Source organism: Arthrobacter sp. GCM10027362 (assembly GCF_042679445.1).
Taxonomy (GTDB): domain Bacteria; phylum Actinomycetota; class Actinomycetes; order Actinomycetales; family Micrococcaceae; genus Crystallibacter.
This window is the reverse complement of record NZ_JBHTML010000117.1, coordinates 1-13,210: the sequence shown is the minus strand read 5'-3', so window position 1 is coordinate 13,210 and position 13,210 is coordinate 1. Positions and strand designations below refer to the sequence as shown.

Sequence of the window (13,210 nt, the reverse complement as noted above, 5' to 3'; positions counted from 1 at the left end):
GTGGACGGGCCGGGCGGGTCCCTGACCTACGGGCAGCTGGACGAGCGGGCGAACCGGCTGGCCCGCTACCTGGCCGCCCGCGGGGTGGGCCCGGGGGCGAAGGTGGCGCTGTTGTTCGACCAGCCGGTGCGCGCCTATGCGGCGCTGCTGGGGGTGCTCAAGGCCCGGGCCGCGTTCGTGCCGCTGGACCCGGGCTTTCCCGACGACCGGCTGGCCTACATCGTCGCCGACGCCGGGGCCTCCTGCGTGCTCACCCTCTCCTCGCTGCGCCCCCGGGTCGCCGGCACCGGGGCGCAGGTGGTCTGCCTGGACGAGGAGGACCCGCTGATCAGCGCCCAGGACCCGGCCCGCCCGGACGCCCCGGCGGGGGATTCCCTGGCCTACATCATCTACACCTCCGGCTCCACCGGCCGGCCCAAGGGCGTGGCCGTGGAACACGCGAGCATCTGCAACTTCGTCACCGTCGCGGCCGGCACCTACGGCTACGAGCCCGGGGACCGGGTCTACCAGGGCATGACGATCGCCTTCGACTTTTCCATGGAGGAAATCTGGGTGCCCTGGATGGTCGGGGCCACCCTGGTGCCCAAGCCGGCCGGGTCCTCCCTGCTGGGCATGGAACTGGGCCGGTACCTGCGCGAGCAGCGCATCACCGCCCTGTGCTGCGTGCCGACCCTGCTGGCCACCCTGGACGAGGACCTGCCGGACCTGCGCTTTCTGCTCGTCTCCGGCGAGGCCTGCCCGCGCGATCTGGTCGCGCGCTGGCACCGGCAGGGGCGGCGCTTCCTGAACGTCTACGGGCCCACCGAGGCCACCGTGACCGCCACCTGGGACCTGGTCCACCCGGACAAGCCGGTCACCCTGGGCGTGCCGCTGCCGACCTACACCGCCGTGATCCTGGACCCGGAGGCGCCCCGGGCCCTGCCCCCGGGCGAGACCGGGGAAATCGGGCTGGCCGGACCGGGCCTGGCCCGCGGCTACGTCAACCGCGAGGAACAGACCGCCAAGGCCTTCATCCCCGACTTCCTGGGCATCGACAACAACCCCTCCCGGCGCATCTACCGCACCGGGGACCTGGGCCGCTTCACCGAGGCCGGCACCATCGAATACCTGGGCCGGATCGACACCCAGGTCAAGATCCGCGGCTACCGGATCGAACTGACCGAAATCGAATCCGTGCTCCTGGCCCACCCGGCCATCGCCCAGGCCGTGGCCGACACCCACACCCCGGCCCCGGGCACGGTCGAACTGGCCGCCTGGTACAGCCTGCGCCCCGGGGCCGCGCCCCCGGACCCGCACGCACTGCAGCAGCACCTGCGCGAGCACCTGCCCGGCTACATGGTCCCGGCCTACCTCGAACACCTGCCCGCGATCCCCATGCTCCCCTCCGACAAGGCCGACCGCAAGAACCTGCCCGCCCCCGCCCGCCGGCTCACCGGCGGCACCGGGCCCCACACCGCCCCGCGCACCGGCACCGAAAAACTGCTCGCCTCCTGCCTGGGACCCGTGCTCGGCCTGGACCAGGTCCCGGCCACCGCCGACTTCTTCACCGACCTCGGCGCCAACTCCCTGCTCATGGCCAACTTCTCCGCCGCCGTCCGGAAACACACCGGCCTGCCCCCGGTGGCCATGCGCGATATCTACCAGAATCCCACCATCCAGGACTTGGCGGCCGTACTGGACAAGCAAGCCGCCGATACACCGGTACAGGACGTGGACACCAAGGCCGTGCCGGCGTACAAGGTTTCGACGGCGCAGTACGTGTTGTGCGGGGCCCTCCAGTTGCTCATCGCGGCCGGTTACAGCTATGCCATGATCTCCATTGTGATCGCCGCCTTCTTCTGGATCATTGAAGATACCTACCCCGTGGTTGTCATCGAGAAGTCCATTGTGTTCGGGATCGGTGCCTTCGTAGTGTTCAGCACCGTTCCGATTCTGCTCAAGTGGATCATCGTCGGCCGCTGGAAAGCCCAGGAATTCCCTATCTGGGGGCTGGCCTATGTCCGCTTCTGGTTCGTCAAGAATCTCGTGACTCTCACCCCTCTGCGGATGTTCACCGGCACGCCAATATACTCGCTGTACCTGCGGGCCCTGGGGGCGAAGATCGGCAGGGGCGTCACCATCTTCTCCGCGGTGCCGGTCTGCACCGACCTGCTCACCATCGGTGACTGGACCATAGCCGGAAAGGACTCGTCGTTCAGCTGCTACCGGGCCCGCGGCGGCCGGATCCAAACCGGGCCGGTGACGCTGGGCAGCAACGTCCTCATCGGGGAACACACCTTCCTGGACATCGACACTTCCATGGGCAGTGACGCCCAACTGGGGCACGCCTCATCGCTTCACCGCCACCAGTCGGTGCCGGCTGGCGAAAGCTGGCACGGTTCCCCCGCCCAGCCCACCACCGCCAACTACCGGACGGTCGAACCGGTGGCAGGCGGAGCCATGCGCCGGCGGGTGTTGTACAGCTTCTGGACGGTCTTCACCCGGTTCGCGATCGTGCTGCCCCTGGCGATGAGCGCCGTGGCGTTCGTCCTGCCGCCGTTCCTGGCCACCGGTCTGCTGGCTGCCACAAGATGGCCCCTGTACCTTGAGCTTCTGGGCATCTCCGCGGCCGTGTTCTTCCCCAGCCTCACCGCAGGTCTTGTCGCCGTAGCGGTCATCCCCCGCCTGCTTAACTTCTTCCTGGCCCCCGGCAAGGTCTACCCGCTGTTCGGTATCCGCTTTGTCATCCAGCGCTGGATCGTGGGTCTGACCAACGTCAAGTTCTTCATGCAGATTTCGGGCGACAGTTCCCTGGTGGTGCACTACCTGCGGCTGCTGGGTTACCACCAGCCAGGCTTGGTGCAGACTGGGTCGAACTTTGGCACCGGGCTCAAGCAGGACAACCCGCTGCTCTCGACCGTGGGCAGCGGAACGATGGTCTCGGACGGGCTGTCGATCATCAACGCCGACTATTCCAGCACGTCCTTCCGTGTCGCCCACACATCGATCGGCGCGCGCAGCTACTACGGCAACGACATCGTGTACCCCCCCGGTGGCCGAACCGGAGACAACTGCCTCTTCGGCACCAAGGTCCAGGTCCCCATCGACGGCCCGGTCCGGGAAAACACCGGGCTGCTCGGCTCTCCGCCGTTCGAAATCCCGCGCTCGGTGGAACGCGACAGTACCTTCGACGAACTGAAGACCGAACAGGAACTGCGCGAGCGGCTGCCCCTGAAGAACCGGCACAACGCGGTGACCCTGGCCCTGTTCCTGCTCATCCGGTGGATCAACTTCTATGTGGGCCTGGTGGTCGGGGCCGTGGCACTGGGCATGCTCTTCCAGTTCGGCGCCTTCGCGGTGATGGCTGCCGCCGTCGTCCTGCTGGTCTACGCCATTGCGGTCGCCGCCCTCGTGGAACACGCTTCCCAGGGCTTCCGAAGGCTGGTCCCGATATTCTGCTCCATCTACCAGCACCCGTTCTGGCGGCACGAACGCTTCTGGAAACTCAGTGCCCCTGACGCAGTGGAACAGATGTTCAACGGCACCCCCTTCAAACCGCTCCTCCTGCGCCTGCTCGGCGTCCGTGTCGGGAAAAAGCTCTTCGACGACGGCGTCGTCATACCGGAGAAGACACTGGTCACCATCGGCGACTACTGCACGATCAACGCCCAAAGCTGCCTCCAGTGCCACTCCATGGAGGACGGGGCCTTCAAACTCGACGCCATCACCATCGGCAACGAGGTCACCATTGGCACCGGTGGGTTCGTGCACTACAGCGTCAAGATGGGCGACGGCTCGGCGCTTGAGACCGACTCGTTCCTGATGAAGGGCGAGGAAGTGCCAGCCGGCAGCGTCTTCGGCGGCAACCCGGCCCGCCTGGTCTCCGCACCGCCTGCACCGAAGGCCGGCGCGGACGAAGCCGGGGAACTGCAGGCGTCTCCCGCCCAATAAGTGCCTGACGGCCGGCGGCGGCCCGTTCCCTTCCGGGGACGGGCCGCCGCCGCATGCCGGTTCAGGAGCCGTACAGGACCGCGAGGTTCGCAAAGTCGACGGCGTCGGGCACCGGGTCCGTGTCGTCGCCGGTGACGGCGTTCATGACGTCGGAGCGTTCCAGGCGGTGGTCCAGGCCGAGGGCGTGGCCCATCTCGTGGACCACCGTGGCCAGCGCCCCATTGTCGCTGTAACGGTCCAGCGGCCGGGTGTACAAGGTGATGGACGCGCCTTCCATGTACGCGTCGTCGCCGTCCCATTCCATTTCACCGTCGGTGCGGCGCGAACGGCTGTCGTCTTCGACGATGGTCACGCAATTCGCGCCGGCGGAACAGGACTGCACCACGACGGCGTTCAGGCACGGACTCCTCGACCAGATGCCGGTGCCTTCGGACACCAGCCGGGCATAGCGTTCGGACAGTCCGCCGGTTTCAAACTCCACGACCAGTTCCCGCCCGGCCGGCTTCCGCCACGGCTTGACCGGAGAATCTTCCGGGTCGATGTCCTGCGTCCGGGCACCGGCCGGCGCCACGCACTGCGCCGGTGCCGATTGGGCGCTGTTCCCGCCGTCCCCCGTCCCCCGGCCCTGCCCGCCGGAAGGTGAGCATCCGGCCAGGGCCAGGCCGGCAGCCAGGACAGCGAAGACCAGCATCCCACGTGTCGCTGCCTGGTCCGGCCGGCCTGCCGGAAGCCGGCGCCAACGGCCGGCGGATCCATACATCATTGCCGCTCCTTCGTCCTGTTGCTTCCGGAGAAGACCCACTGTAGTGCGGCGCGGATGTGTATAGGCTGTGCTGCGGTTAGGTCCATTCTGTGCCCGGACCAACGGCAGGCGGCCCGCCCCCTCGCGGGGCGGGCCGCCTGCTCCGTGCCGGACTAGAGCTGGGTTCCGGCGGGACCGGAGTCCTCCACCTGGCCGCGCCAGCCTCCGGTTTCCGTTCCCCTGGACTCGATGAATTCCTTGAACTTGCGCATGTCGGATTTCACCTGCGCGCTGTCGATATTCAGGGCCGCGCCGACTTTTTCCGTGAAGGATTCCGGGTCCCATTCAAACCGGACCGATACCCGGGTGCTGTTGGCACCGGCGGGAGCGAACGTGACGACGCCGGCGTGGCTCTTGCCGTCCACGCTGCGCCAGGCAATCCGCTGGTCGGGCTGCTGTTCGACAATCTCGGTATCGAACTCGCGTTCCATGCCGCCGATCCTGGTCTTCCAGTGGTTGGTCGTATCCGTCAGCTGGGTGACGGACTCAACGCCAGACATGAATTGCGGAAATGATTCGAACTGGGTCCACTGGTTGTAGACCACGCTGACCGGGACCTCTACATCAATGGTCTCTTCCACGGTTTCCATCTGCTTCCTCCTTCAGTTGGATCAGCCCGCTGTCGCGGGTTCAAGGGGCCGCCGGACGCCGGATCGCAACGGCATGGGCCACCCCTAAAAACTAAGCATACTGACCAATAATGTCCAACCCCAGTCCGCGGCGGAATCCGTCAAGTCCATGGCAAAGAAAAAGCCCCGCTTACGCGGGGCCTAGTCCGTGGAGATGGGGGGAATTGAACCCCCGTCCGATGTTGTGTTGCCAGGGCTTCTCCGGGCGCAGTTTGCTTCGGGCTTTCTCGGCCCTAGCCATCATGCAAACGAGTGGCTAACCCGGGCCCAGCCGTCTAAAAGTCCCGGACACTCCAACGGCGAAAGTGTCCGGCAGTGGCCCTCTAAATGACGCCAGTTACCGGGGCGAGAGCATCCCCGGGCTGACGGACTGAACTACTGCTTAGGCAGCGAGTTCGAAGTCAGTGCGCTTAGATTCGGCACTTATTGGTTTACAGAGAGCGTTTACGAGATAACTCTGCATCCTCGGCCCGCTTCACCTGCCGCGACTAACATCGTCGAAACCAATCATCCCCGTATTCAGTTACCAATTCCAGTCGCCCTTATTGGCCACTGTCCGGCACCGACCCTCAGGGCTGAACCCATCCGGTGGCGCCGGAGTAATTATTGTAACCCATGTGTGGGGGCAAATATTCCGACCCGCCGCAATCCGGAAGCAACCGCCGTCAGCGCCGGTTGCGTGCGCGCATGGCGCGCAGCGCCTCGCGGTTGTCCTGCTTCTCGCGCAGGGCCTGCCGCTTGTCGTAGTCCTTCTTGCCGCGGGCGACGCCGATCTCGACCTTGGCCCGCCCGTCCAGGAAGTACAGCTGCAGCGGAACGATGGTGAAGCCGGTTTCGCGCACCTTGTGCGAGATCTTGTCCAGCTCCGCCCGGTGCAGCAGCAGCTTCCGACGGCGCCGGGCGGCGTGGTTGGTCCAACTGCCGTTGAGGTACTCCGGGATGTAGACGTTCTCCAGGTAGAGCTCGTCGTTATAGAACGTCGCGAAGCCGTCTACCAGGGACGCCCGGCCCTCGCGCAGGGATTTGACCTCGGTGCCCATCAGCGCCATGCCGGCTTCGTAGGTGTCCAGGACATGGTAGTCGTGGAACGCCTTGCGATTGGTGGCCACTGCCTTGCGGCCACTTTCCCTGGGCACGGGGCAACTCCTTCACTTTTGAAAAAACCAGTATATCCGCACACCGTCCCCGCGATGACGGTTGCTGTCGGAGCGCACACGCAGGGAGTTCAGCATGCACGGCGGGCTGCTGTCCCGTCAGTTAGCGCCGCCAGAACTGCATGTTTCCGGATACGCAGTCGACCTGTCCGGTCCCGGAGTTCGTGGTGGCAGACGAGCCGTCCATCTGGATGTGGCAACCTACCGCCGCCGTGCCCGGCGAATCGACCGAGACGGAGGCGTAAGGCAAGCCGGTATAGGAAATGTCCTTTTCCCAGTTTCCGCTGATCTGCTCCCGCACCGTCTCGGATCCGTTGAAGTATGCGACCGTGGCAGGTCCGTCCGAGGTGACTACGTACCGCACAGTATGCGCGCCGATAATTTGGTTCGCAAAATAGACAACCATGACTGAGACGATGGCCGCAATGATCATCCCTGCGGCTCCAAGCACGATGCCGGTGATAGCCATCGGCTTCTTTTGCTTCTTCCGCAGGGCAATGATGCCGAAAACTATGGCGAGAGGGCCGATCAGGAAGCTGGCGACGCCAACAATGGGAACCGCGGCTTCCATGAAAGACACAATGCCGATTACCAAAGCCGCGATGGCAAGTCCCATCGGCTGCGGTGGTCCTGCGGCGTAGTCGTGGCCGCTCAATTGCGGATAGCGGGTGTAAATATCTTGCGCCGCTCCTTGCTGCGGTGCAGCATTGCCACCCGCAGCTCGGCCGGCGTGGGATTCGCCGTCGGGATTTCGGCCTTCCGGCACGTGGCGGTCTTGCGGATCCAATTCGGCGGAGGCCTCGGGTCGAGGCGTCTGATCGGACATGATCCCCCCGTTTCTTGTCCTGGCCAGGGAGGCGGCGTGGCCGCCTCGTACGCAGTCTAGCCCTGAGACCAGGACTTGGATACACGTCGGCGCGAAGTATCTTCGCCCAGGTTTGGAGGACGGCGGGATATGGCCCATCCCGAGGGCCTGCGGGAGCCGCCGGCGGCAACGCCAGGCAGGGATCCCTGCCTGGCGGCATGCCCATTCCGCAGCGGCAACCTTCGTTGAGCCGCGTTGGGATCAGAGCAGGCCGGCCGGGTTCACCAGCGTGCCGTTGAGCACCGTCTCGAAGTGCAGGTGGCAGCCGGTCGAGTTGCCGGTGGTGCCCACATAGCCGATGGTCTGCCCTTGGCTGACCTGCTGCCCCGGGTAGACGACGGAGCGGGTGAGGTGGAAGTACTTGGTGGCCAGCGCATTGCCCCCGACCACCCCGTGGCTGATCACCACGAAGTTGCCCGCGGCCCCGCCCCACTGGGCGTACATAACGCTGCCCGATGCCGGCGCCCTGACCGGCGTGCCGCAGCCGGCAGCGTAGTCCAAGCCGGTATGCATATAGCCGCCCTGGCCGTTGAAGTCGATGGTTCCGGCCGGCGTCGGCCGCCAGCCGAAGCCCGAGGAAACCCATGCCGACACCGGCGCGATCAGGCCAAAGGAGGAGGGCCGGGAGGGTGCCGCCGGCGGCTTGGGCACGGTGGGTACAATCTGCGGCACCGGCTGGCCCTTGGCGGCGGCGGCGGCCTGGGCGGCTTTGATCCGCGCCTGTTCCCGTTCCCAGGCCTGCTGCGCCGCCCTGCGCCTGGCCTCCTCGCGCTTGCGCCGTTCCTCGGCTTCGCGGCGCTCGCGCTCCTGCCGCTCGGCGATCTCGGCCTGCACCTGGGCATGCTCGGATTCGGCCGCGGCCAGCTTCTTCTGGATTTCCGGCTTTCGGGCCTGAAGCTCGTCGGACAGCGCCGAGGTGTCGGAGATGAGCTGGTCCACCTTCTCCTTTTCGGCGGCGGCCTCGTCCCGGGCTGCCTGCTCGACGGCGAGGGCGGCCTCGGCCTGCTCCTTCAGGCTGCGGATCTCTTCCTCGACCGCCTCCAGGCGCGCCTGGGAATTCACGTTCGTGGCATTCTGCTGGGACAGCCGGTCCAAGGCGGCGTTCTGGGTGCGCAGGGCCTGGTCGGCCATGCTCATGGTGTCCGCCAGGCCGGCCTTGGGACCGGAGCCGAAGAACAGCTGGAGGTTGGAAGGAACACCGCCCTGCTTGTACGCCTGGGTGGCGATCTGGCCGATCAGCTTCCTGGTATCGGCCAGCCGCGCCTCGTCGTCGGCCATCTGCTGGTTGATCTTGTCCTTGGTCTGCAGGGCCAGGTCCACGCGCTGGGACAGCGCCGCGACCTGGGCGGCGGCTTCCTCCACGCGCCCCTGCGCCTCGGAGAGCGCCTGCTGGGCCGCCGGCAGCTGGTGCTGGTACTCCTTCAGCTTCGTGACAGTCTTGACGATGTCCGCGTCGAGGAATTCGAGGGACTCCTCAACTTCGGCGATTTCCTGCTCCAGCGCCTGCTTGCGGTCGTCGAGCTGGTCCGCCTGTGCGGGCCCGGCGGTGGCCAAGGTGAGCAGCAGCAGGGCGGACAGCCCGGCTGCGAGCAAGCCTTGCGGGAACCACTTCGGACGGCACTGCTGCCTGGAACGGACAAAGCTGTAGCCATGCTGCACCGACCGGTCCCCCCACCTGTTGTTTTGTTGACTGGTCACGAGTCTAAACCTTCAAATAACGGCGCAGGGTCAGCAGCGAGGAAATTCCCGCCAGCAGCGCACCAAGCAGCAGCAGCCCGGGGGCGATCAACAGCACCGCTCCGTCCGAAATGAAGGCGGTGCCCGGATACTGCTCCGCAAGCCAGCCGCCGATGAAGAACCGGGCAACCGCCCAGAGCACCAGCGAAGCGAGCGCGGCTCCGATCACCGCGGCAATCACGCCTTCCAGAATGAAGGGCAGCTGGATCACGACCTTGGACGCGCCGACCAGGCGCATGATGCCGGTTTCCCGGCGGCGGCTGAAGGCGGAGAGCCGGATGGTGGTGGCTATGAGCAGGATGGCGCAGACGATCATGACGGCCGCGATACCCACGGCTACCAGCGAGGCGATATTCATGACGGAGAAGACCCGTTCCAGGACCTCCCGCTGGTCCACCACCACTTCCACGCCGGGCAGCGAGGAGAAGACCTCGTTGATGACCTCGTACTTCTGCGGATCCACGAGGCTGACCCGGAAGGATTCGGGCAGCTGGTCCGCGGTCACCGAATCCACGATCGGCGAATTGGCGAACTGTTCCCTGAAGTGCTCCAGCGCGTCCGCCTGGGACTCGAAATGGTAGCTGGAGACGTACTGGGCGACCGCCGGGGACTTCAGCGTGGCCTCGATCTCCGAGCGCTGCTCGTCCGTGACGGGGCCGGACGCGCAGCTGGCCGCCGTCGACGTGTCCACGCAGAGGAAGACCGCGACCTGGACCTTGTCGTACCAGAAGCCCTTCATCTGGTTGATCTGCAGCTGCAGCAGGCCCGCCGCCCCCACGAAGGTGAGTGAAATGAAGGTCACCAGGATCACCGAGATGAGCATCGAGAGGTTGCGCCGCAGGCCGGAGCCGATCTCGCCGAGGATGAATGCCAGCCTCATACGGCGCTGCCCTTCGGTTCCGACGCCGGCTGTTTGTCCTGGGAACCCGCGTAGATGCCCTGCGCTTCGTCGCGGACCAGCCTGCCGTCCACCAGTTCGATCACGCGACGGCGCATCTCGTTGACGATGACGTTGTCGTGGGTGGCCATGACCACCGTGGTGCCGTTCTGGTTGATCCGGTCCAGTACGTTCATGATCCCCATGGAAGTGGTGGGGTCCAGGTTGCCGGTGGGTTCGTCCGCCAGCAGGATGCCGGGCTTGTTGACGATGGCGCGGGCAATGGCCACGCGCTGCTGCTCGCCGCCGGAGAGCTCGTGGGGCATGCGGTGGTCCTTGCCTTCCAAGCCCACCGTCTTGAGCACCTCGGGCACGGTTTCGCGGATCACCGCCCGGCTCTTGCCGATCACCTGCATGGCGAAGGCCACGTTGGCGGCCACCGTCTTATTGGGCAGCAGCCGGAAGTCCTGGAAGACGACGCCGATGCCGCGGCGCAGCTTGGGCACGCGCCAGCTGGGAATGTTGGCCACGTTCCGGCCCGCGACGTAAACGGCCCCGCGCGTGGCCCGGTCCTCCTTCAGGACCAGGCGGATGAAGGTGGACTTGCCCGAGCCGGACGATCCGACCAGGAAGGCAAAATCCCCGCGGTCGATCTCCACACTGACGTTCTCCAGTGCGGGCCGCGATTTCTGGTCGTAGATCTTGGTGACGTTGTCGAATCGAATCATGACTGCTGTGTGCCCACGTTTCTGCCACCGATGACAAAAGGCCTGGCTGGGGTGCATCGGCCTTTCGACTATAGTCATGCCCGCTTGGGATTACCCGGCAGGCGTGCGGGCGTGTCGCCGCAGGTGAACGCCCGGTTAACGACCCGACGGGTGGGATAATTGCGGCTCCAGCGCCTCCCGGACAGCCCCCGCCACCGCCTCCACCCCGGGATGGTCCATGAGGATGCTGTAGTGGTTGGTATCCGGCACGTCGCGGGCCGTGAGCAGCCGGGTCTTCGCGGTCCACTCGCGGACGTACTCCGGCCGGTACAGGCCCTGCGGCTCATTCAGCAGCCCGCGGGGGCTGCGCAGCAGCAGCGCCGGCACGGACAGGTGCGCCAGCGCGGCCAGCAGTTCCCCGCCGCCGTTCAGGTCCACGGTGTCCTGGGCCACGGCCTGGTAGCTGGTGGACGGGCGCAGCTGGTGCCCCTCCCCGTCCAGGTCATAGTCCACGTAGGCCTCCACCAGCGGGTTCCAATGCAGCTCGAATGCCGGGTGCTCCCGCCAGAACAGGCGGTAGGCCTCGCGGCTGGGGAACTGCCGGCTCAAACGCTCCGCGGCCGGTCCCAGCACCGCGGCCACCACCTCGTCGGCGCTCAAGCCCGCCGGCACCTGCAGCGGCAGGCCGCCGTCGACCAGGACCAGCCGCCGCACCAGCTGCGGGTAGCGGTGGGCGAGCACCAGGGCGGCGAAGGCGCCCATGGAATGGCCGACGACGACGGCACCCCCTCTGCCGTGGCCGGTGCCTGCGGTACCAATGCCGTGCGCGGCCAGCACGGCCGCCAGGTCATCGGCATGCGCGGCCATGCCGAAAGGGCCCGGCAGCGCGTTGCTCCGTCCGCGACCGCGCAGGTCCGGGGCGACCAACCGGACCCCGGGCAGTTCGTCCGCTAGCAGGCCCCAGGCCACGTGGGAGGCTGTCACCCCGTGGACGGCCAGGACGGTCGGCCCGGCCGGGCCCTCCGGCCCGGGCTCCGGCCCCCAGATTCCGGCGCGCAGCAGGCCGCCGCGGACCCGGACATCGACGCTGCGGTAGTCGGCGCGCTGCCAGGGGCTCATCGGCTGCTCCATCCGCCGTCCATGGTGTACGACGCACCGGTGACCATGCCGGCGTCGTCTCCGGCCAGCCAGCAGGCCAGCGAGGCCACCTCGTCCGGTTCCACCAGGCGCTTGATCGCGCTTTCGGTCAGCATGATTTTCGCCACCACCTCGCCCTCGGGCAGGTTGTGCATCCGTGCCTGGTCGGCGATCTGCTTCTGGGCCAGCGGCGTCCTGACGTAGCCGGGATTGATGCAGTTGCTGGTCACCCCGTGCGCAGCGCCCTCGAGCGCCGTGACCTTGGACAGGCCCTCGAGCCCGTGCTTGGCGGCGACATAGGCGGACTTGTAGGCGGAGGCGCGCAGCCCGTGCACCGAGGAGATGTTGATGATCCGCCCGAAGCCGCGCTGGTACATCCCCGGCAGCACCGCGCGCACCAGCAGGAACGGGGATTCGAGCATCAGGCGCAGGATCAGCCGGAAAGCCTCCGGGTCGAACTCCTCGATCGGGCCGATCCGCTGGATGCCGGCGTTGTTGACCAGGATGTCCGCCTCCAGGGCCAGGTCCTGCAGCGCCGCGGTGTCGCTGAGGTCCACCTGCCAGGCCTCTCCCCCGATGGCGGCCGCCGCCGCCTCGGCCGCAGGCCCGTCCAGGTCCGCCACGGTCACCTTGGCGCCGCGGGCTGCCAGTGCCCGGGCACAGGCTTCCCCGATCCCGCCGGCCCCTCCGGTGACAATCGCCCGCCTGCCGGTGAGAGTCTGCTCAACCATCCGTGGTTCCTTCCTGGTCCGGTGCAGCATCGGGTGCCAGTGCCCGTTCGATGAACTGCATCATCTCTTCGAAAACATGGTCCGGGACTTCCCGGCGGGGCCCGGGACCGGATTCCCCGGGCTCCTCCCAGAGCACCCAGCGCATGCCGATCAGTTCGCCGATGCCCATCAGCGCCCAGGCGGCCACGGTCGGATCCAGCCGGCGGACCTCGCCGGCGGCCTGGGCAGCCTTGAGGCCTTCGATGTAGCCGTTGACAATCCGGGTGTAGTGCATCCGCAGCGCGCCGGGCGAAACAAACTCGGCCTGGCGGATAATCCGGTACAGCGCCGGGTGTTCGGCGGTGAAGCGGAAGAACGCCCGGAAACCTGCCCGCTCGGCCTCCAGCCGGTTCCCGGCGCTGCGGGCCGCTTCGGTCATCGCATGGCGGACCCGGCGGTTCAGGTCCTCGACCACTTCGTCGAAGATGGCCTGCTTGCCCTCGAAATAGAGGTAGAACGTGCCCAGGCCCACCTCCGCCTGCTCGGTGATCTTCACGATCGAGGCCTCGTGGTAGCCCACCGAGGCGAAAACGCTCTCGGCCGCCGCCAGCAGCCGGGCCCGGGTCCGGCTGCCGCGCGCGGTGCGCGGTGCCCCGCTCACC

At 66.9% G+C, this 13,210-nt stretch carries 11 protein-coding genes and 1 other RNA gene; 1 reads left to right on the top strand and 11 read right to left on the bottom strand.

Going from position 1 to position 13,210, the window contains the following annotated elements:
- Positions 1–3,930 (top strand): Pls/PosA family non-ribosomal peptide synthetase (locus ACFQ36_RS15315; RefSeq protein ID WP_377015064.1); only part of this gene is annotated, 3,930 nt, incomplete at its 5' end.
- Positions 3,931–3,991: 61 nt separating this feature from the next.
- Here ACFQ36_RS15315 and ACFQ36_RS15310 read toward each other — a convergent pair.
- From ACFQ36_RS15310 to ACFQ36_RS15260, 11 genes are all read right to left on the bottom strand, one after another.
- Positions 3,992–4,621 carry a matrixin family metalloprotease gene (locus ACFQ36_RS15310; protein WP_377015062.1) on the bottom strand — a complete coding sequence of 210 codons (630 nt, stop codon included), beginning with the start codon at positions 4,619–4,621 and terminating at the stop codon, positions 3,992–3,994.
- A 224-nt stretch (positions 4,622–4,845) separates the two neighbouring features.
- Positions 4,846–5,322 (bottom strand): SRPBCC family protein, encoded by a 477-nt coding sequence (locus tag ACFQ36_RS15305; RefSeq protein ID WP_377015060.1) that lies wholly within the window; start codon positions 5,320–5,322, stop codon positions 4,846–4,848.
- Between the two features lie 185 nt (positions 5,323–5,507).
- Positions 5,508–5,876: a transfer-messenger RNA gene (gene ssrA, locus ACFQ36_RS15300) on the bottom strand.
- Between the two features lie 150 nt (positions 5,877–6,026).
- Positions 6,027–6,497 carry an SsrA-binding protein SmpB gene (gene smpB / locus ACFQ36_RS15295; protein WP_377015058.1) on the bottom strand — a complete coding sequence of 157 codons (471 nt, stop codon included), beginning with the start codon at positions 6,495–6,497 and terminating at the stop codon, positions 6,027–6,029.
- A gap of 121 nt (positions 6,498–6,618) precedes the next feature.
- Positions 6,619–7,341 carry a DUF4190 domain-containing protein gene (locus tag ACFQ36_RS15290; RefSeq protein ID WP_377015056.1) on the bottom strand — a complete coding sequence of 241 codons (723 nt, stop codon included), beginning with the start codon at positions 7,339–7,341 and terminating at the stop codon, positions 6,619–6,621.
- 240 nt (positions 7,342–7,581) lie between these two features.
- The gene (locus tag ACFQ36_RS15285) at positions 7,582–9,078 is read right to left on the bottom strand and encodes a peptidoglycan DD-metalloendopeptidase family protein (protein ID WP_377015054.1); all 1,497 of its coding nucleotides are present in this window, start codon (positions 9,076–9,078) and stop codon (positions 7,582–7,584) included.
- A gap of 4 nt (positions 9,079–9,082) precedes the next feature.
- Positions 9,083–9,997, bottom strand: a complete 915-nt coding sequence (ftsX, locus tag ACFQ36_RS15280) for a permease-like cell division protein FtsX (protein ID WP_377015052.1) — start codon at positions 9,995–9,997, stop codon at positions 9,083–9,085.
- Positions 9,994–10,722, bottom strand: coding sequence for a cell division ATP-binding protein FtsE (gene ftsE, locus ACFQ36_RS15275; RefSeq protein ID WP_377015051.1), 729 nt, complete (start codon positions 10,720–10,722; stop codon positions 9,994–9,996). Before ftsE ends, ftsX begins: the two co-directional genes overlap by 4 nt.
- 135 nt (positions 10,723–10,857) lie before the next feature.
- Complete coding sequence (locus ACFQ36_RS15270; protein ID WP_377015050.1) at positions 10,858–11,820, bottom strand: alpha/beta fold hydrolase; 963 nt, start codon at positions 11,818–11,820, stop codon at positions 10,858–10,860.
- Complete coding sequence (locus ACFQ36_RS15265) at positions 11,817–12,569, bottom strand: 3-hydroxybutyrate dehydrogenase (RefSeq protein ID WP_377015049.1); 753 nt, start codon at positions 12,567–12,569, stop codon at positions 11,817–11,819. Before ACFQ36_RS15265 ends, ACFQ36_RS15270 begins: the two co-directional genes overlap by 4 nt.
- Entirely contained in the window at positions 12,562–13,209 is a 648-nt protein-coding gene (locus ACFQ36_RS15260) for a TetR/AcrR family transcriptional regulator (RefSeq protein WP_377015047.1), read from the bottom strand. Before ACFQ36_RS15260 ends, ACFQ36_RS15265 begins: the two co-directional genes overlap by 8 nt.
- Between the last annotated feature and the right edge of the window lies 1 nt (position 13,210).

What these genes read in the sequence shown, in the direction of transcription:
- ACFQ36_RS15310 (WP_377015062.1), bottom strand. Translation starts at nt 4,621, where the DNA reads ATGCTGGTCTTCGCTGTCCTGGCTGCCGGCCTGGCCCTGGCCGGATGC.
- ACFQ36_RS15305 (WP_377015060.1), bottom strand. Translation starts at nt 5,322, where the DNA reads ATGGAAACCGTGGAAGAGACCATTGATGTAGAGGTCCCGGTCAGCGTG.
- ACFQ36_RS15290 (WP_377015056.1), bottom strand. Translation starts at nt 7,341, where the DNA reads ATGTCCGATCAGACGCCTCGACCCGAGGCCTCCGCCGAATTGGATCCG.
- ftsX (WP_377015052.1), bottom strand. Translation starts at nt 9,997, where the DNA reads ATGAGGCTGGCATTCATCCTCGGCGAGATCGGCTCCGGCCTGCGGCGC.
- ftsE (WP_377015051.1), bottom strand. Translation starts at nt 10,722, where the DNA reads ATGATTCGATTCGACAACGTCACCAAGATCTACGACCAGAAATCGCGG.
- ACFQ36_RS15270 (WP_377015050.1), bottom strand. Translation starts at nt 11,820, where the DNA reads ATGAGCCCCTGGCAGCGCGCCGACTACCGCAGCGTCGATGTCCGGGTC.
- ACFQ36_RS15265 (WP_377015049.1), bottom strand. Translation starts at nt 12,569, where the DNA reads ATGGTTGAGCAGACTCTCACCGGCAGGCGGGCGATTGTCACCGGAGGG.